General features: G+C 54.0%; 18 protein-coding genes. 9 read left to right on the forward strand and 9 right to left on the reverse strand.

Features of this window, described 5'->3' with window-relative positions:
• Positions 1–27 precede the first annotated feature (27 nt).
• The 5 genes from AB4Y96_RS03875 to AB4Y96_RS03895 form a co-directional block, all read right to left on the reverse strand.
• Positions 28–1,029, reverse strand: coding sequence for an ABC transporter permease (locus tag AB4Y96_RS03875; protein ID WP_441915777.1), 1,002 nt, complete (start codon positions 1,027–1,029; stop codon positions 28–30).
• A complete protein-coding gene (locus tag AB4Y96_RS03880) occupies positions 1,026–1,841 on the reverse strand; it encodes an ATP-binding cassette domain-containing protein (protein ID WP_091883103.1) in 816 nt (271 codons plus the stop codon). The genes AB4Y96_RS03875 and AB4Y96_RS03880 overlap by 4 nt, the downstream gene beginning before the upstream one ends.
• The gene (locus tag AB4Y96_RS03885; RefSeq protein ID WP_441915778.1) at positions 1,838–2,791 is read right to left on the reverse strand and encodes an ABC transporter substrate-binding protein; all 954 of its coding nucleotides are present in this window, start codon (positions 2,789–2,791) and stop codon (positions 1,838–1,840) included. The genes AB4Y96_RS03880 and AB4Y96_RS03885 overlap by 4 nt, the downstream gene beginning before the upstream one ends.
• 39 nt (positions 2,792–2,830) lie before the next feature.
• A complete protein-coding gene (locus tag AB4Y96_RS03890) occupies positions 2,831–3,853 on the reverse strand; it encodes a LacI family DNA-binding transcriptional regulator (RefSeq protein ID WP_441915779.1) in 1,023 nt (340 codons plus the stop codon).
• A gap of 393 nt (positions 3,854–4,246) precedes the next feature.
• On the reverse strand, positions 4,247–4,879 hold the full coding sequence (locus tag AB4Y96_RS03895; RefSeq protein ID WP_441915780.1) for a hypothetical protein: 633 nt from the start codon (positions 4,877–4,879) through the stop codon (positions 4,247–4,249).
• A 217-nt stretch (positions 4,880–5,096) separates the two neighbouring features.
• Between AB4Y96_RS03895 and AB4Y96_RS03900 the strand changes: the two genes are divergently transcribed.
• The 4 genes from AB4Y96_RS03900 (at position 5,097) to bamA (ending at position 10,549) form a co-directional block, all read left to right on the forward strand.
• A complete protein-coding gene (locus AB4Y96_RS03900) occupies positions 5,097–5,822 on the forward strand; it encodes a response regulator (RefSeq protein ID WP_091883118.1) in 726 nt (241 codons plus the stop codon).
• Positions 5,819–7,078: an ATP-binding protein gene (locus AB4Y96_RS03905; RefSeq protein ID WP_441915781.1), complete on the forward strand. Its 1,260-nt coding sequence runs from the start codon at positions 5,819–5,821 to the stop codon at positions 7,076–7,078. The genes AB4Y96_RS03900 and AB4Y96_RS03905 overlap by 4 nt, the downstream gene beginning before the upstream one ends.
• A 323-nt stretch (positions 7,079–7,401) precedes the next feature.
• The gene (locus AB4Y96_RS03910; protein ID WP_441915783.1) at positions 7,402–7,911 is read left to right on the forward strand and encodes an invasion associated locus B family protein; all 510 of its coding nucleotides are present in this window, start codon (positions 7,402–7,404) and stop codon (positions 7,909–7,911) included.
• Positions 7,912–8,170: 259 nt separating this feature from the next.
• A complete protein-coding gene (gene bamA, locus AB4Y96_RS03915) occupies positions 8,171–10,549 on the forward strand; it encodes an outer membrane protein assembly factor BamA (RefSeq protein ID WP_441915784.1) in 2,379 nt (792 codons plus the stop codon).
• 19 nt (positions 10,550–10,568) lie between these two features.
• Here the strand turns inward: bamA and AB4Y96_RS03920 are convergent, their stop codons facing one another.
• From AB4Y96_RS03920 to AB4Y96_RS03935, 4 genes are all read right to left on the reverse strand, one after another.
• Entirely contained in the window at positions 10,569–11,741 is a 1,173-nt protein-coding gene (locus tag AB4Y96_RS03920) for an ABC transporter permease (RefSeq protein WP_441915786.1), read from the reverse strand.
• 262 nt (positions 11,742–12,003) lie between these two features.
• Positions 12,004–13,023, reverse strand: coding sequence for an ABC transporter substrate-binding protein (locus tag AB4Y96_RS03925; RefSeq protein WP_091885282.1), 1,020 nt, complete (start codon positions 13,021–13,023; stop codon positions 12,004–12,006).
• A 43-nt stretch (positions 13,024–13,066) separates the two neighbouring features.
• Positions 13,067–13,933 carry an ABC transporter permease gene (locus tag AB4Y96_RS03930; RefSeq protein ID WP_441915788.1) on the reverse strand — a complete coding sequence of 289 codons (867 nt, stop codon included), beginning with the start codon at positions 13,931–13,933 and terminating at the stop codon, positions 13,067–13,069.
• Between the two features lie 14 nt (positions 13,934–13,947).
• A complete protein-coding gene (locus AB4Y96_RS03935; protein ID WP_441915790.1) occupies positions 13,948–14,724 on the reverse strand; it encodes an ABC transporter ATP-binding protein in 777 nt (258 codons plus the stop codon).
• 115 nt (positions 14,725–14,839) lie between these two features.
• Between AB4Y96_RS03935 and AB4Y96_RS03940 the strand changes: the two genes are divergently transcribed.
• From AB4Y96_RS03940 to AB4Y96_RS03960, 5 genes are all read left to right on the forward strand, one after another.
• Positions 14,840–15,505: a response regulator transcription factor gene (locus tag AB4Y96_RS03940; protein WP_441915792.1), complete on the forward strand. Its 666-nt coding sequence runs from the start codon at positions 14,840–14,842 to the stop codon at positions 15,503–15,505.
• The gene (locus AB4Y96_RS03945) at positions 15,492–16,856 is read left to right on the forward strand and encodes a sensor histidine kinase (RefSeq protein WP_441915794.1); all 1,365 of its coding nucleotides are present in this window, start codon (positions 15,492–15,494) and stop codon (positions 16,854–16,856) included. Before AB4Y96_RS03940 ends, AB4Y96_RS03945 begins: the two co-directional genes overlap by 14 nt.
• 100 nt (positions 16,857–16,956) lie before the next feature.
• The gene (locus AB4Y96_RS03950) at positions 16,957–18,471 is read left to right on the forward strand and encodes a sensor histidine kinase (RefSeq protein ID WP_441915796.1); all 1,515 of its coding nucleotides are present in this window, start codon (positions 16,957–16,959) and stop codon (positions 18,469–18,471) included.
• On the forward strand, positions 18,468–19,097 hold the full coding sequence (locus tag AB4Y96_RS03955; RefSeq protein ID WP_441915798.1) for a response regulator transcription factor: 630 nt from the start codon (positions 18,468–18,470) through the stop codon (positions 19,095–19,097). The genes AB4Y96_RS03950 and AB4Y96_RS03955 overlap by 4 nt, the downstream gene beginning before the upstream one ends.
• A 99-nt stretch (positions 19,098–19,196) precedes the next feature.
• The gene (locus tag AB4Y96_RS03960) at positions 19,197–19,565 is read left to right on the forward strand and encodes a response regulator transcription factor (protein ID WP_441915800.1); all 369 of its coding nucleotides are present in this window, start codon (positions 19,197–19,199) and stop codon (positions 19,563–19,565) included.
• Positions 19,566–19,594 lie beyond the last annotated feature (29 nt).

Raw genomic sequence — 19,594 nt, forward strand, 5'->3', positions numbered from 1 at the left:
CTTCAGATAATTCATTGCTCACGGCTGTCACCTCTTCTTACCGCCGAAGCGAAAGTTTGCAGTGAAAATCCGTGTGTTCAGCCAGATAGCGATCAGGATAATCGCGCCCGTTACGATCTGGGTGAAGAACGGCGAGATGTGCATGAGGATCAGACCATTGCCGATGACCGCAATAGTCAGCGTCCCGAGAACTGTTCCAAGAATGGTGCCACGGCCGCCCATGAGAGATGTTCCACCGAGAACAACCGCGGCGATAACCTGCAATTCGAAACCCACGGCCGCATTGGAAGAACCTGATCCCAATCGCGCCGCGATCAGCAGTCCGGCGACTGCACATGCAACGCCTGAAATAATGTAAACAGATGCGATGATCCATTTGGCGGGCATACCGACACGGCGGGCCGCCTCCATATTGGAACCTACAGCCACGACCTGACGGCCATATTTCGTCGCAGTGATTGCCACATAGCCGAGAACAGCCACGACAGCGGCAATGATGGCGGGCACGGGAATGCCGCCAACAACACCGCGACCAAGGGCAAAGAACCCCGGCGCGTCCTGAATGGGTATAGAATAGCCTTGCGTCAGATAGAGCGCATAGCCGCGCAGGATAGAAAGACCCGCAAGTGTAACAATGAACGCCGGTATGCCCTGATAGGCAACAAACCAGCCTTGAGCGAACCCGAGACCGCCACCCAGAATGAGCATTGCGATGACCACCAATGGCCAAGGATATCCCATCGCCATGACGACGGCGGCAACGGCATTGATAAGGGCCACCTGCGAGCCAACCGACAGGTCAATGCCGCCAGTGATGATCACGAAAGTCATGGCAATCGCAACAATCAATATTGGTGCGGCTTGCCGCACAATATTCAGAATATTTCCCGCAGTCAGAAAGGTGTCGCTACCAACGGAGAAGAAAATCATGCAGGCAGCAAAGAAAATTGCGATGGACAGAACCTGTGCATGCTCGCCGAAGAAATCGGCAATGCGCGATCCGTGACCGCGTTCGGTATAGACGGTCATTGCCTTGCTCCTTCGCCGACAATCAGTTTCACAAGGTCTTCCAGATTGGTTCCGCCGATCTGGCGTTCGGCAACTTTCGTGCCCTCATACATGACCGCAATACGATCACAGACCCGGAAGAGATCCTGAAGACGATGCGTGATAAGGATCACCGAAACTCCGTTGGCCTTGACGCGATTGATCAGGGCAAGCACCGCTTCGACTTCGGCCACGGCAAGTGCAGATGTGGGTTCGTCCATAATCAGCACGTTTGGCTTGAAGGATGCGGCACGGGCAATGGCGATTGCCTGACGCTGTCCACCGGAGAGTTGGGCCACCTTGCCGGTTAGTTTCGGGATACGGATTTCCAGCGCATCCAGCATTTTGCGCGCTTCTGCCAGCATGGTCTTGCTGTCGAGGAATATGCCCTTGCTAAGCTCCCGCCCGAGAAAGAGATTGCCGACAACATCAATCTGATCACACAGGCTCAAATCCTGAAAAACCATCTCAATATGCCTGTTGCGCGCATCGGCTGGTCCTGACAAACGAACTTCTTCGCCCTCGATGGTCATGGTGCCGCCGTCCGGAATGTAAGTACCGGAGATGATCTTTGTCAGCGTCGACTTGCCCGCCGCGTTGTCGCCAACAAGGCCGAGACATTCGCCGGGAAAGATATCGAGATCAACGCCGCGCAGCGCCTGATGCGAGCCGAATGATTTGCGTATACCGCGCAGTGAAATGCGCGGGGCGGGTTGCGTACCGCTAGCGCTTCCGGAGAGGTTTCCCCCTCCGGCGCTTGCGGCAGCCAATCTTTGCTGACCGTCCTGAATCATTTGAAAATGGCCCGGTACGGATCGACATTCGCCTTGGTCACGATCGTTACGGGAACAGCAATGTTCTTCTCAACGGTCTGGCCTGCCGAGGCTTTCAGCAAAGCATCGACGGCGGCGCCGCCCATTGCCGACGGGTCCTGCTGGATAACGGCGGCGACAAATCCTGCATCAATACCCGCAATGGCTTCCGCGGTCAGATCCCAGCCAAACACCTTGATCGTGTCCTGCTTGCCCTGACTTTGCACGGCAGCAATCGCACCCATCAAGGCAGGTTCACCCGTTGCATAGATTGCGGTCAGATCGGGATTGCCAGTGATCAGGTTTTCTGCGGCAGACAAGGCATTGTCCTGCACGTTCTGACCATCGACCACGCCAGCCATTTGAATGCCTTCGGCACTCTTGACCGTCTTTTCAAAACCATCCTGACGGACATTCTGAATGTAGGAATTGAGCGCACCGACAACGCCGATCTTGGCTTTGCCGCCCATATTGGTTTTCACATAATCAAGAAAGAACTTGCCCATGTCAGCGCCAGCTTTGGCATTGTCCACGCCGATCTGCGCCTTCTGCGGGCCATCAGGCAGGATCGCATCAATGGCAACAACCGGAATACCTGCATCGGCAGCCTGCTTGACGGCAGGCATCAGCCCATTGACGTCAATGGCAACGACAGCAAGGCCGGAAACCTTCTCCTGAATATAGGTTTCGATAGCGCTGTTCTGTGCCGTCGGCTCGTTGTTGGAATTGAAGATAACCAGCTTCACGCCGGCAGCATCTGCAGCCTTCTGCGCACCCTGATTCATCTGGTTGAAGAAAAGCGCCTGCTGATTGATCTGCACAAGCGCGATTGTCTTTTTTTCCTGTGCAATGGCCGTGGACGCACTGGCACAACCCAATGCGGTGAAGCCAGCCAATGCGATCAGTGTTCTCCTGCTCAAATTCAAAGTCATGTTCTCATCCTCTGTTGGTTTTTTTTACCGTCACATTTGTTATTTCGCAGGCGGAGCAACGGAGTTCCGCACGACGATTTCAACAGGCAGAAGTTCTTCCGAGGCGGAAGGTTTCCATTCTTGCCAGTTTGTTTCCAAAAGCAGTTCCAGTGCGCGGCGGCCGAGTTGACGGACCGGCTGACGAACAACCGTCAGCGGCGGCGCAAAAAGGTGAAGCGGCCCGACATCGTCGAAGCCAATGATCGAGACATCATCAGGAACCGAGATATTCCTATCCTTGAAAACCTCGATCAGACCGATGGCGATTTCGTCGGAACTGGCAAAGATGGCCGTTGCTTCATGCCGCTCTTCAAGGAACCGGAGGGCCGCTTCCCGCCCATATTTGACGGTATATTCACCGGCATACCGATCAACCTTTGCCACACCGCCATGCCGCTCGCGCAGTGCGCGCATCAGACCATCGAAACGACGGCGCGCGCTGATCATGCGCTCATCACCGCCTATGAAGAGAACATGGCTATGCCCCTGCTCGGCAAGATGAATACCGGCAAGATAGCCGCCATTCTCGTTATCGCAGAAAAGCTTTGGCGCCTTTGAACCCGGAACATCTTCGTCGACGATGATGACCTTGCCGGAGCGATTGATAAGATTGGCGAGTGCTCCATCATCGGGGTGGTTGGTGATGAAGATCAGCCCATCCACATGATTCCGCTCAATCAGCTGCAGATACTCAATCTCGCGACCCGGACGATTGAGCGTGGCATGGAGAGAGACCGCCAGCTTCCGTTCGTCAGCCGCCTGCTCGACGGCTGCCACCAGGGTCGAGAAAAACGGATTGGCAATTTCCGGGACAACCAGACCGATAGTATCCGAGCGCCCCATGCTCAAACGGCGGGCATGCGGATTAGGCATGTAGTTGAGTGACTTGATCGCGTCTTCAATACGCTTTTTGGTGTGATACGGCAGATCGAGACTGCCATTCACAAGCCGGGAAACGGTGGTCACGGACACACCGGCGGCAGCTGCAACATCTTTCAGACTTGGCGTTGTCTTCTTGATCACGGCGCATTTTCCATTTGTAAAGCGGTTTAGTAAAACGCTTTACAAAGCAATATCACTTGATCGCTATTGTCAACCGGATTCAAAAAATGATGGAATTTTTCCTGAGGACCACCTTTAAATACGGTCCTCTTCGGTGGGAGCAATATCCTTAGCAAGGTCGTATCGGGGCTGGTGGCCAATGCCAGGAGGAACGTCCCGATCAAACGCCTTTTGATTCCCGCACCTGAAATGCGTATTCAGCAGACGCAACGCCTGCCGGATGTAGGAGAATGAGACAGCGTTGACGAACGCAACTGTCAGGCTGCAAAACGTGAACATCAAATTAGTGTCCATTTGTGCGATCCATTTCAAAACTGTCTCGTAAAAATCGATGATGTGAGGGGCGTCACTGCCTCACTTGCTGCCGGGCATCCTGTGCGGCGCGGGCGGACCTTTGCGATCAGCTTCGGTAAACTTCGCCTGCTGATCCGGCGTCAATACTTCAAACAGGGCTTTGGTGGCCTGCTTCAGCGTCTGGGCTTTTGCCCCACGTTCTATGGCGATATCAGCCATACGCTCGGTCGTCTGCGGCTCGTTCTCCTGCGGTTTGGCAGGATCATCGCTCACACTGCCGGGCGCAGCGTTATCCCTGAAATGAGGATGGGGTCCCTCGGCAAATGCCAGCAATGCGGACGTGTATGTTCGCCAGGCATCGAGTTGTTCGCTGCGAATCCCCACCATCGTCTCCTCAGCGGCCAGCCAGCCCGCCAGAGCAGAGGCCGCGTCCCTGGGATGGGAAAAATGCCTTTCATGCACGTGCCTGGCTTCGTCGGCTTTCTCCAGCTGTTCACGACATGCATTCTCCTCATCGTACTCATCATCCTCACCAAGAAAGGATTGAGCCAATTGAGTGAATGATATGTTCGAGACCCTCTCCGTTGAAGTCGCAACGAAAGGATGCTCGATGGGATCGGCCCGGCTTGGAGTCATTGTCAGACCGAAGATGACCGTCGATATCAGCCCCGCAGACAGGAGTGCACGTTTCATTTTTACCTCGCATCAGGAATAAACATTTGCTTCGGGAACATGAAACGCGCCGGCGTCTGAAATCCGTCTCAATCATTTCAGAAACTTGCTGATGGGAGTATTTTTGTAACGAAACATTGCCGGGTTCATTGCCAGCAATGTTTCGTTACAAAATTTCTCTGCCGGGCTTTTGGAAATACCGTTAGGAACGGCCATGCGATTAGAAATGCGTTGAGCCATGCAAACTGTACCCAACATAATGGTTGTCGACGACGATGCCGAAATCCGTTCGCTTCTTGGACGATATTTGCGAGAGCAAGGGTTTCGCGTTTGTGTGGCCGCCAACCGGCGGGAGTTTGACGCTCTCTTTGCCGAGCGCAATCCGGACCTGCTCGTGCTTGACGTCCTGCTGCCTGACGGATCGGGTCTCGACATCTGCCGGGTTATGCGCAGTCAAAGACAACAGGTTCCCATCATCCTGTTGACCGCGCTCAAAGAAGATGTCGATCGTATTATCGGCCTCGAAATCGGTGCCGATGATTACATGAGCAAGCCATTTAACCCGCGCGAGTTGACCGCCCGGATCAAAGCCGTTTTGCGACGCTCGAACGCGGACAAATTACCGGACGAAGAAGTCAGCACTTTCGAGTTCGCAGACTTTATAGTTGAACCGCGATTGCGCCGGGTCGTTGGCCTCTCGGGCATGATGATTGATCTGACCGGAGCGGAATTCGACCTGCTGAAAGTGTTCCTTGAGCGAGCTGGCAAACTTTTGTCCCGGGACCAGCTACTCGACCTGACGCAAGGACGCGACCGGGACCCGCTCGACCGTTCCATTGACGTGCTGATGAGCCGCTTGCGCAAGAAGCTCGGTGACTCCGAGGAGCGCCCCCTCTTTAAGACCGTGCGCAACGGTGGCTATCAACTGACCGTGCCCGTCAAGCTGATTGTCGCTGAAGCATGAATTCGCTGCGCAACCGGATTGCCCTGTTGCTGTTTCTGGCAATCGTAACCGTGGTGCTCTTGGCCACGCTTACCGCCGTTACCGTGCTTCGCGGGCCTCCACCGGAAGCGGTGCTGTCCCCGGTTATACAGCGGATCACCCCCGTTATCAGCATGATTGAAGCAGATCCGGCGAGCGCCGCATCGCAGGAATTTGCTGTGCAACCAATGCAGGCCCCTGGCTTTGACGACAGACGGCTATCCGGGATGTTCATGCGGGAGCTTGGGGAACACGGACTTGCCCGGACAGTCCTTGTGACCCGAAACGCCGGGCGGCAAGGCCTTGCGGCCTCAATCAGATTGCAAACGGGCATGTGGCTGGTCGTAGATATTCCGGATATGACACCACACACATGGTGGATATTGACGGGTTGGATCACGCTCATCACCCTCGGCAGCACCGCAGTATCCGTCTTTGCTGCATCAAAAATCACCAAACCGCTTCTCCTGTTGGATAACGCTGTTACGGCAGTCAGCGCCGACGGGACTTTGCCCCATGTTCCCGAAACGGGTTCTCAGGAAGTCCGCGCTACGGCACAAACGATCAACAGACTATCCGAGCGGCTGAAAACCGCCACAGAAAGCCGTATGAGACTGATTGCTGCAGCGGGTCACGACATGCGGACACCAATGACCCGAATGCGGCTTCGTGCGGAGTTCCTGCCTGATGATCTCGATCGCCAGAAATGGCTCAATGACCTTGAGGAACTGAGCAACATTGCCGACAGTGCCATCAGCCTTGTTCGCGAAGAAACTGTCAAAGATACATTTAGAAGCACGCGGCTTGATCTCACTATCAAGGAGATAGCCGAAGAACTTTCCAGTCTCGACATGAAGGTGAATGTTCAAAGTCTGGCACCGCTCTCCATTGCTGCAAGCCCGTTGGCACTGAAACGCGCTTTGCGAAACCTCATCATCAATGGTGCAACCCACGGCAATGGTGCGGAGGTTGTCATGGAGCAGAGACTGCAAACCGCTGTCATCACTATAAAGGATAATGGTCCGGGAATTCCTCCTGAACTTCTGGATAAGGTGTTTGAACCGTTTTTCCGCGCCGATATTTCCCGGCGCAAGACCGTGCTTGGCGCAGGTCTTGGCTTGGCGATTGCCAAGGAGATCATCGAGCGCTTCGGGGGAACCGTTACCATCACCAACAAAGCGCCGTCAGGGCTTCTTCAGACTGTGTCATTTACCGTCGAAGCATTCCCACAGCTATAGAGCCGGACGAGAAACACTCGTTAACGAAATCCCCACGGTCAGAAACCTTCTGAAACCGTTGGAACGCATTCCAAACATTCTGTTCTGCAAATTTTGCCTGATTGGTCGAGGCTGGAAGGACACACTCCAGCTATCGCCAACACAGGCAACAGGCCGCTGGAAATGCAGCGCAAAACGATGTGCGGGACGCCATGACACCAAGCAATCGATATTGGAACATTCTGGCATTGACGGTGGGCCGGTGCATTCTTGTCTCATTTGCCGTGATGTTTTCTGCTCAGGCTCACGCTGGGGTCGACAGCAAACCCTTGCTTGATCAATTGATGAGTGACCGAAAGGAAGCATCCACCCCCGTGCGAACCGAAGCGAGCTTGCAGGACCCGCTGACCGTCAAACTATTGACGCAGCCGCGCGAGGAAACATTTCAGAATTGGTCTTTGCTTTGTCAAACACTGGAAACGGGCAATGATTGCTTTGTGTCGCAAACACTTGTCGATGACCGGGTGCCTGACGGCAAAATGCTGTTCCAGATCAATGGCATTGATGAAAACGGCGCCCGTGGACATGTGATGCTGCCAGCCGGTTTCCTGCTGCGGGAAGGCGTAACCATCCGCATTGGCGAAACCTCCCTTCAGTTTCCTCTTCTGTCGTGCATGCCTGAAGGGTGTGTTGCCGACATCAGTTTCAATCAGCAGCAATTGGCGTTGCTGCAAACGAGCAATCAAGTCGATATCGCGATTGTACTACAGTCAGGCGAGTATATGCATTTCCCGTTCAAGCTGCAGGGTTTTCAGTCCGCATTCCAGAAGATGAGTTCTGTCATCCGCCCTTAGGGGCGAAAGCGGCTTTGCGTCAACAAAATGGCCAGCAACGTTCGATTACAAAACAGCGGGTTGCAGCAAAATTGCGAGACAATACGGACTGATTTTGGACATCCCCGGCGGGGAATGTCGAGACCAGCAGTGCAAAGAACGAGGGGCGGCATACATGGACGATGTTTCCGGAGAAGCAGATTTGCCCAGGCGTAGCCCGCCCGCCATCGGTCATCGTTGAGTACCTTTCCCGGAATAAGAAGACAGAGTTGGAATACTGATGGCGGCAAGTTCAAAATTCGTTGGTGCAGCGTCGGCGCTCGCCATTTCAGCGGCTCTTGTAAGTTCGGGAGCAATCGTCACCACGATTGCGGGGATTACAGCAGCTCATGCAGCAACAGTCAGCCGCATTGAAGTGCGCGGGAATACCCATGTTGATGCCCAGACGGTCAAGGACAATCTCGGCATTACGCCGGGCAAGCCTTTCTCCAACAATGATATTGATGCAGCCACCAAGCGCCTGTTCGCAACGGGCCTGTTCGGCGATGTGCGCATCACTCAAGGCGGCGGCGCGCTTATCGTCACCGTGTCCGAGCATCAGGTGGTCAATCAGGTCATTTTCCAGGGCAACAAGAAGATCAAGGATACGCAACTCGCCGAAGCTGTAAAACTGAAACCACGCAGTGCGTTTGATCAACAAACGCTTGATGCCGACACCGAAGCTGTCCGCGTCGCATATCGCAATGTTGGTCGTAACGATGCCACGGTGAGCTCGCGCCTGATGAATTTGGACGGAGGCCGCGTCAACGTCGTTTTCGATATCAACGAAGGCGACCGCACCAAGATCGCCAATATTGTCTTCGTCGGCAACAACGCTTTCAACACGCGTCGTCTAAGAGATTTGATGACAACGAGGCGATCCAATTTCTTATCCTGGCTGACACGCAATGACGTGTATAGTGAAGACCGCATGCGGGCTGATGAGGAAATTTTGCGCCGGTTTTACTATGAACATGGTTATGCGGATTTCCGTGTTGTCTCGTCGACAGCCAATCTTGATGCAGCGACCAATGAGTACACGATCACCGTTACGGTTGATGAAGGCGAGAAATATACGTTCGGCGGTGTCGAAATCCAAAGCTCGGTCGAGGGTGTTGATACGTCCAAGCTTGGCAGCGTGGTAAAATCTCCTGAGGGTTCCACCTATAACGCCAAACAGGTCGAGGATTCCGTTAACAAGCTGTCAGAGCAGGTTGCAGGTCAAGGCTACGCCTTTGCCAAGGTCGAGCCACGCGGCGACCGCAACTTCCAGAACCACACGATTTCGGTTGTCTATAACATCGATCAGGGTCCGCGTGCCTATCTTGAACGCATCGAAATCCGCGGCAACGAGAAGACACGCGACTACGTTATCCGTCGTGAATTCGATGTGAGCGAAGGCGATGCGTTCAATCAGGTTCTGATCCAGCGCGCCAAGAAGCGTCTGGAAAACCTCGACTTCTTCCAGACCGTGAATATCTCGACTGCCCCCGGTTCGCAGCCTGATCAGGTTGTGCTCATTGTGGACGTCGTGGAAAAATCATCAGGGGATTTTTCGATCGGCGGCGGCTACACCACGAGCGGTGATCAGTCAGGACCATCCGTAGAAGGTTCGATCACCGAAAAGAATTTTCTTGGGCGCGGCCAATACCTTCGCTTGTCGGCGGGAACAACACTCTTCAACGACCAGAATTATCAGTCCTATGGATTGTCATTCACCGAGCCATATTTTCTCGGCGAACGCATCTCCGCAGGCTTTGATATCTACAAACGACAATCGGGGGTCACCGACAAATACCAGACGGATACAACAGGCGGGTCGATCCGTTTCGGACTCCCCATCGGTAATGATCTGACGGCGGGAGTGGCCTATAATCTGTCGCAGCAAACCATAACGATCGACGACGCTGCATTGACCGCAGCTGGCATTCCCGATCCGACGCAGGTCTCGCAAGCCTATATCGATGCTGCTGCGCAAGGCGCATGGGTAAAATCATCTGTGAGCTGGTCCCTCATCTACAACACCATCGATGACGTAAAGAATCCGCATGACGGGATTTACGCAAAGTTCGAGCAGGAAGCCGCCGGTCTTGGCGGCGATGCCAGCTTCCTCAAGACCACGTTCAAAAGCAGCGTCTACAAGACGCTGTCTGAGGAGCAGGATATTGTCGGTCTGGTGCGTGTTGGCGGTGGCTATATCAAGGAATTGGGAAGTAACGGCCTGAGTGTCTTTGATACGTTCCAGAATAACACCGATATGATCCGCGGCTTCAGTTCAGCTGGTATAGGTCCGCGCGACACTCGCGTTACGGACAGTGATGGCAGTTTCATCGGGGGTACAACCTATCTCAATGCGACGGCCGAGACCCAGTTTCCGATACCGCTGATACCCGATAGTGTTGGAATTAGAGGCGCTGTATTCAGCGATGTCGCCACGCTGTTCGGCAATGACAGTTCCTATGCCGCCAACACGGACATGCAGTGGCGTGCTTCAGTGGGCGCAAGCATTCTGTGGGCATCGCCATTCGGCCCGATACGTTTTGACTACGCAGTACCCGTGCTGAAGGTCGACGGCGATCAGGTGCAGAACTTCAATTTCAATATGTCGAGCAAATTCTAGTTATTCGAGAACGCCAAAATCAGAAGTCGATTGATGCGTAGAAGATGGCAAAAACACCGTCCAATACGATAACAATGAAAATCGATTTGACCACAGATGCGGTCACGCGCAGGCCCAGCGATTCCGCACTGCCGCCAACTTTCATGCCTTCAACCGCAGCAATCGTCCCGATGATCATGGCCATAAAAGGGGCCTTGATCAGGCCGGCCAGAAAATACTGGACGCTGATGGCATCACGCAGATTGGCTACGTAGATACCCGGTGACACGTCCGAATAAAGCCATAGGGCAACAGCACCGCCTGCAAGCCCGGCGAAATCTGCAATGATCGTCAGAAGCGGCAAGGAGATGCTCAACGCGACCAGACGGGGAAACACCAGCACGCTGATGGGATTGAGGCCAATGACGTGAAGAGCATCAACTTCCTCACGCATCTTCATGGACCCAAGCTCGGCTGTAATCGCACTCCCCGAGCGACCGGCAATCATAATTGCGGTCAGAAGAACACCCGTTTCACGCAGCACCAGCACGCCAACAAGGTTGACCGCATAGGCTTCGGCTCCATAGGTGCTGAGCATATAAGCGCCCTGCTGCGCAACAATCGCACCCATAATGAACGAGATAAGGACCACGACCGGAATTGCACCAACACCCAGCCGGTCAATCTGATGAAAGAATGCGGGATACCTGATCGGGCCGCCCTTGCCCGCACGCACTTGGGAGCCTGTCACCACAGCACCCAACACATGCATTGATTTGATAAAATCGTCGCCGAAATTGACAACTGTTCTGCCAATTGTATCGAGAAGCTGAATACCGATATTCATCTTGTGCGGAGCCGCATAGGCATCTGCAGGGGCGGATGCGGTTTTGCCGACTGCATCGAACAAAGTTTCCCAGTGCTTCTTCAAGCCGCGGATTTCCACCTGTTTACCCGCACCCTCAAGGGACACACGCAACCGGTCCACCAGCCAGGCGCCAGCTGTATCCAAGGCATCCACGTCCGACAGATCAATGACTGCACTTGAGAATTCTTTCCGGTGCTCGATCTTGTGCATTTGCGCGTTGACGCGCCCGACATAGCGGGTGATCCAGGAACCTGCCAGCACAACCGTTGCCTGGTCATTCTCGGCACTGAAACTAACGTTGAGGGGCTGCCCAGAAACGCCGGATTCGTGTGTCGCATCAACCATGGCCGAAATACTTTCGATTTTTGAATTTGCTGTTCGAACAAGCAGGCTGCTTTATCCCCCGCCTGTTCGGTTCTGGCAAGCACAACCCAAAACAAATTGCCTCTGGCCCTCAATGGCTTGCGAAACATTTGCGTGACCGATGCATTCCAGCACCTGTTATTGAATCTCCCCTTCGAAACAGGGTCAAGCAATAAGATAAAGCCGGTTGTCACACATGGTAACAACCGGCTTTCGATTTTCTGTCCGTAATAGCGCTGTTTAACTAGCTACCGCTACGGGAATGAAGCTGCGGAATGAACAGATCCGTCCAGCTTGCGGGTTTGACCTTGATCGTACCGGCAAGGTTCATGAACTCGGCAAACTGCATCACGCCATTTGGTGTTGTGGAGAATTTGGAGTCCTTGTCGTTCAGCATTTCAAGAACTTCTTCGACGGAAACCTTTACCTTTGAACTCTTGGCAAAGATTTCCGCAGCAGCCTGCTTGTTACCGGCGATGAAAGCATTGGCCTCATCCAGCGCGGCCAGAAATGCCTCTGTGGTTTTCGGATTGGCATCGACAAACTTCTTGGGCGCGAAGGTAACATCCAGCGTGATATTGCCGATAACATCGACCGAATTGACCACACGATGCATTTTCGGGTCTTTCAGTTCCAGATAGGAGAAAGGAGGCGATGTGAAGTGCGATGTGATCTCGGTCTGGCCACTCGTCACCGCTGCCAAGGCTTCCGGGTGCGGCAGGCTGACCGTCAACGGATCGAGCTTTGCGTAGTTCTCACGCCCAAATTCATGGGCTGCCATCATCTGCAGAACAACAGCCGAAAGCGATGTCTTGATCCCCGGCAAGGCAATCTTGTCCTTGGGCGTCAGATCCTTCAGCGTTTTGACTTCAGGATTATTCGAATTGAGCCAGAGCGATGTGGCGCTTAGCCCGCTGATGCCAACAACTTCAACATTGGGAATGCCCTTGGCTTTTGCCCACAGGGTAACAAAACCGGGCGCTCCAGTTCCTGCGAAATCGAGCGAACCCGCCATCATGGCGTCATTGATCACATTTCCGCCGTCCAGCATCAGCCATGTGACTTTAACGTCGCCGAGGCCTGCCTTGGCTGCCTGCTTTTCCATCAGCTTCTGATTTTCCATAACGATCAGCGGCAGGTAAAGAATGCCGTAGCCTTTGGAAATCCTTACCTCGTTGACCTCAGCCTGAACGGGTGCAACTGCGCCTGCCAATCCAAGTCCGACGCCCAGCGCAGCGGCACATAGTTGTTTCAAGATGTTCATTGTATTCCTCCCTTTATAGATACCGGCTCCCGGCGGTTTAGAGTCAAGCCTGCATTCCCCAGCGGCGAATGGTCTTCTTTTCAATCGTGGCAAAGATCAGGTTTTCAACGGCAAGGCCAATCAGGATAACGGTGAACAGGCCCGCAAAGACGTTGGCGGTTTCAAGCTGGTTGCGGTTTTCAAAAATGAACCAGCCAAGACCACCCGAACCCGAGGACACCCCGAATACGAGTTCGGCCGCAATCAACGTGCGCCATGCAAAAGCCCACCCCACCTTCAAACCTGTCAGGATAGACGGGAACGCGGCGGGTATCAGGATGTGGCGAACAAGTTTGAGGCCGCGCAGGCCATAATTGAGACCCACCATCCGCATCGTGTTGGATACGGATTTGAAACCGGCATGGGTATTCAAAGCAATCGCCCAGAGCACCGAGTGCACCAGTACAAAGATCACACTTCCCTGTCCGAGACCAAACCAGATCAGCGCCAATGGCAGCAATGCAATCGCCGGAAGAGGATTGAACATGGAGGTCAAGGTTTCGAGTAGATCAGCACCAATGCGCGACCCAATCGCCAGCGTGGTCAAAAGTGAAGCAAGCACAATGCCGATACCATACCCGATGAGCAGCGTTTTCAGGGATGCCAGCGTTCTGGCCGGAATGGTTCCGTCGGCGATATTGGAGACAAAGGCAGAGAACGTTTGGGTAAAGCTCGGAAACAGCAAGGGGTTACCCAGCCAGCGCCCATACATCTCCCAGACAACAGCCAGAACGAGCAGGATAAACGCCTTTCGCACAGCGCCGATACGGTAGATGCGTTCAAAGCCGGAAAGTGTCTTTTCGACCTGCAGAAAATCCTTCTTGCTGTCGCCACGCAGAATTTCCGGTCGTGTGTAGAGAACTTCGGTCATCATTTTATCCGATCTCAGCTGGCAAACAGCATGTCGTTGATGCGGGTTTCGAGAGCTGCCTGCGTACCGGTTCCAAGTTCGCTGGGAGGTATGCTGTTCAGCTCAGCCTTGACCTGTCCCGGATGGGGCGAAAGCAGCAAAATGCGTGTGCCGATGCGGATTGCCTCTTCGATGGAGTGTGTGACGAACAGAACCGTAAAATGCGTGTCATCCCATAGCTGCAGCAGTTCATCCTGCATCTTGCGGCGCGTCAGCGCGTCAAGCGCAGCAAACGGTTCGTCCATGAGCAGTACATCCGGCTCCATAGCCATGCCGCGCGCGATGGCGACGCGCTGCTTCATCCCGCCTGATAACATGTGAGGATAGCTGTCGATAAATTTTGTGAGGCCAACCTTGTCGATATAACTGCGCGCACGCTCGCGTGCTTCAGCTGGCTTTGCGCGGCCACTTGAAGTGAGTGCGAAGACAACGTTCTCGCCAACCGTTTTCCAGGGCAGCAGTTGGTCGAACTCCTGAAACACCATCATGCGATCAGGGCCGGGCTCCGTGACTTCCTTGCCCTTGAGCTTTATCTGTCCTTCGGTCGGCGTGAGATAGCCGCCAATTGCCTTGAGCAAGGTCGACTTGCCACAACCTGACGGTCCAAGCAGGACAAAGCGATCGGATTGAAAAACCTGAAAATCGACACGATGCGTGGCCGTAACCAGCGTGTCCTCGGTCTTGTATTGCAATGTGACGCCCTCAACGCTCAGCAATGCGCCGCGAGCATCAATCGAATGATGCAAAGTCATACTTCCTCCCAGTGCGTCTTCTCTTTTGCGCAACGCTGTAACGTTGACAAAACTCCCAAGCCGACTGTACTTGCGGTAACTGACACATACCTGACTCAAGTTTCGGGGGCACGATTTGCGCATTCTTGTCGTGGAAGACATGCCCGACATCGCCAAGGCAATTGCCCAGCGCTTTGAAAAAATCGGGCATGCGGTTGATTGTGAAAATAATGGGCGGACTGCCAGTGAAGTGCTGCTGGTGCAGGACTATGACCTTATCATCCTCGACATGATGCTTCCCGGAGCAGATGGTTTTGAGATTCTCAAAGGACTGCGTGGCCGCAAGAACAAAACGCCGGTTCTGGTGTTGACCGCACGATCCGCTGTCGATGACCGCGTGGATGTTCTTGATCTCGGAGCCGATGATTATCTGACCAAGCCGTTCGATTTTCGTGAGCTGGAAGCGCGGGCACGCGCGCTTCTGCGCCGAAGCGCGGGGATGTCTGACAATGCGCTGCGATTTGGTGATCTTGTCATCGATCAGGCCGGACGCACGGCAAGCATTGCCGGTACGGCTCTTGACCTCACCCGCCGCGAACTGATCGTGCTGGAGATTCTGGCGGCAAGGCCAAAGCGCTTCATCTCTAAGGAAGAGTTGGTGGAACAGCTTTTCAACTTTGATCAGGAGCCAAGCGCCAACGCGGTTGAGCAATATGTAACGCGCCTGCGGCGTAAACTGGCGGATACAACAATCGAAATTCGCACCACGCGAGGATTGGGCTACCAGCTTGCAATCAAGTGATATCCGTTATTCGCTCCACGTCCGGATCATTGTGTTCATCGCGCTCATTCTGGGTGTGGGCGCGATCGTCCTCGCCTTTGCCGCCTGGCAATATGCAGGAATCGCGGCGCGCGATGCCTATGACAAGCTACTGATTGGCGGAACAATACAGGTTGCTGAAAACGTCTACGTTCAGGGCGGGGTTGTAACGCTTGACCCTCCCGCGGCTGCCTTCGCCACACTTTCCGCTTATGATCTTGTCTTCTATCGCGTCACCGATCCGCGTGGGGTGGTTGTGGCCGGTTATGGCGATCTCGCCCCGAAAATTCCGTCAGAGGAAATCCGTAAGGGCGTGGTTCTCACCGATGATACCTATCAGGGGCAACCAGTTCGCGTTGCTGCCATCGGCAAACAGATTGATACGCCCTCGGGAAGCGGCTGGGTGGAAATCGTATTGGCACAGACATTGCGGGCACGGCAGTCACTTGCATGGGATCTGACCGGCAAAGCTGTTGGAATGATTGCCATCATGAGCCTGCTTGCCTTGATTGCCGGAGCCATTTCCGTTCGCATCGCATTGAAACCACTCACGCGCATCGAACGGGAAATTGCAGCACGCAAGCCTGATGATCTGCGCGCGATCCGCGTTACACCTCCCCATGAAATCCGCGCATTGGTCAGTGTTCTTGACGACTTCATGCGCCGTCTCGCAGACCGCATTGCCTTGATGCAACGTTTCATTGCCGATGCAGCCCACCAGATGCGCACACCTTTGGCAGAGCTTAACGCGCAAGTCGAAATCCTCTCGAATGATGCAGACCCCAAACTGCAGAACCAGATTGACCGGCTTGGCGCCAAAGTAGCCGAACTCGGCAATCTCACCAGCCAGCTTCTGGACCACGCCATGGTCATTCACCGTGCCGGTACTGTTGCATTTACCTCGATTGAGTTGAATGGCTTGGCCAAAACCACTTTGGCGCAGTCGGTGCCGCTTTCTCTCGAACGCGAGGTCACGATTGCGTTCACGCCCAGCCCGGCAGAACTTCATATTCAAGGCGATGTGATCAGTATCCGGGAGGCGCTGACAAATCTCATCCAGAATGCCTTGATTCATGGAGCATTGACCCGATTGTCGGTGGAACTCAACCACGATGCCAGCACGGCTTGGATCAATGTTTGCGATGATGGACCAGGTATTGCACCATCAGAACAGGAGCGGGTGCTGGAACCATTCGAAACAGGGCTTGGCCATACATCCGGTTCCGGTCTGGGCCTTGCAATTGCTGTCGAAGTAGCAAAAGCACATGGTGGAGAACTTACTTTCAGCAATACACCGGGTGCATTTTGTGTTCGGTTGACCTTTCCACTTTGATTGAGGGAAAGGGTGTAGCGAACGTTCGCATTATTTCTCGCAAGAGACCGGATTGATCTGCTATTGCCAGTTTCACAATATCTCTTTTACGGGGAACGGCATGTCGCGATTTTCGCCACTCGCCGCAATACTGATTGCGGTTGTGATATTTGCGCTGGATACGCTGACGAGCTTTGATATGGCCATCGCCGTGCTCTACGTCACGGTCGTGCTCCTTTCCCTCTCATTTGCCACGAGAAAGGGACTTCTGTTTATCGGCGCTGTTTGTATAGGCTTGACACTGCTCAGCTTTGCCGTTTCCCACGGCGAAAATCCCACGTCGGATTCTACCGCCCGGTGTTTTGTGAGCCTTGCTGCCATCGGCATCACCACTTTGCTGGCATACAGGGTCAAAACGGCTATCGCTGTGCTTGGTGAGAGTGAACAAAGATACCGGACCATCTTTCTCGCAACGGGCGTTGCTATCCTCGAAATGGATTTTACCGCCGTTAAAGCTGCAATCGAACGGCTCAAAGCCGATGGCTTTCCTGATATGCGGACAGCCGCAGAGGCCAATCCCGACTTTGCGCGCACTGCAATCGGAATGATGAGGCTGACCAACGTCAACAACACCACCCTGACCACTTTCAGGGCAAAGGACGTTGATGCTTTCAAGACCGCTTTGCCAAAGCTTATTGGCAAGGAAATGGAGGGATCAATCTGGGCATTGCTCGAGGCAATATGGGACTCCAACACATCTTTCGAATCCGAAACGATGATGAGCGATCTCGATGGCAACCGCATCTCTATCCTTTACAATGTTGCCATGCCGCATGACCGTCCATCGCTTGACATGGTGCTGGTGAGCATCGTGGACGTAACAGCGCGGCATGAGGCTGAAAATGAATTGCACCAGGCCCATGCGGAACTGGCTCACGTCACCCGTGTTGCCACGCTGGGGGAACTCACGGTGTCTATCGCCCATGAAGTCAACCAGCCGCTCGCGGCTATTGTTACCAATGGGGGAGCAGGTTTGCGCTGGCTCAAACGAAGTGAGCCAGACCTTGACGAGGTCGAAACATCGATGCAGCGCATGATCGCCGACGCGGGCCGGGCGAGCGAAGTTATCAAACGTTTGCGAGCGCTGTCGAGCAAGGCGACCTCGCAGACAATCCCTGTTAATCTCAACGAGGTCATCAGGGAAACCGTGGTGCTGGTTCAAAGGGAATTGAGCAACCAGCGGATAGATCTGCAACTGGAACTCGTAGCTGACTCCCCATCGATTTCCGGCGATCCCATACAACTCCAGCAGGTCATCATCAATCTGATCCTCAATGCGGTTCAGGCAATGTCTGAACCGGGAATCAAAACCCGTAAACTTCTGGTCCAAACCGCAGTCGCCGGTGGGGTCGTTGTGACGAAGGTTCGCGATACCGGACCGGGTTTTGCCGCTGAGAAAGCAGCAAACCTGTTCGATGCCTTTTATACGACCAAGTCCAACGGCATGGGCATGGGACTATCGATCTGCCGGTCGATTGTTGTTGCCCATGGCGGGCGGATCAATGCAAGCTCTGAACCTGGCAAAGGTGCCATCTTTGAGTTCACCATTCCATTTCACGAGGAGGCTGTGTCATGAGCCAAAACACGTCGCCATTGGTGTTTGTCGTTGATGACGATGCTTCCTTGCGCGAGGCATTGGGCAGCCTTTTCAGATCAGTCGGTATGCAGGTCGAGCTGTTTGGCTCGCCGTCAGAATTTCTGGAACGCGGTCCCGTAGCGGCAGGCGAAAGTTGTCTTGTACTGGACATCCGCCTCCCCGGCGTAAGCGGGCTGGATTTCCAGAACCAGCTTGCGAAACTTGGCAATAATATTCCAATTATTTTCATGACCGGTCATGGCGATATTCCGATGTCCGTACGCGCGATGAAAGCGGGAGCACTCGATTTTCTTATCAAGCCATTCCGTGATCAGGATATGCTCGATGCCGTCTCGAACGCTCTCGCGCTTGATCGGGAGCGCCGCGCGACGGATGGCGAACTTTCCAATCTGAAGTCACGGTATGAGAGCCTGACGGCGCGCGAACGGGATGTTATTGCCTTGGTAACCACCGGGTTGATGAACAAGCAAGTTGCCGGAAAACTGGGCGTAAGCGAGATTACCGTAAAGATCCATCGCGGCCACCTGATGGAAAAAATGGGCGTCAGAACGCTTGCTGAACTGGTCAAGATTTACGAGGCGCTCCGGCCTGTTCTGGGCAAATAAAGCCGCGACCTAAACCTCTGTATGATATGATTCGGCGTCTGAAAAGCGCATCTTCAGCATGCGTGAGCTGCATTGCGCATCCCATCAAAAGGACGGGCCGTGTCTGAAGTAAAATCCATAGCCATTATAGACGATGACGCGTCGGTGCTGGATGCTACCGAGAATCTGGTGCGCTCCTATGGATTCAAAGTCTGCAAGTTTACTTCTGCTGAATCCTATCTTGCTTCCATCGGAGACATCGAAATCGATTGCCTCATAACCGACGTACAAATGGACGGGATCAGTGGCGTCGAGCTGTCGCAAATCCTGTGGGAGAGCGGTGTCAAAACGCCCATAATCTTTATCACCGCGTTTCCAGATGAACGGATACGCAACCGTGTTATGGCGGCGGGTGCCATTGGCTTTCTGGGCAAGCCATTCGAAAGCAAATCCCTGATTGATTGCATCGAGCGTGCGCTGACCAACTGAGCGCTGTCCACGCGCTTGGTCTTTCCGAT

The sequence above is a fragment of the Phyllobacterium sp. TAF24 genome, assembly GCF_052113785.1.
Taxonomy (GTDB): domain Bacteria; phylum Pseudomonadota; class Alphaproteobacteria; order Rhizobiales; family Rhizobiaceae; genus Phyllobacterium.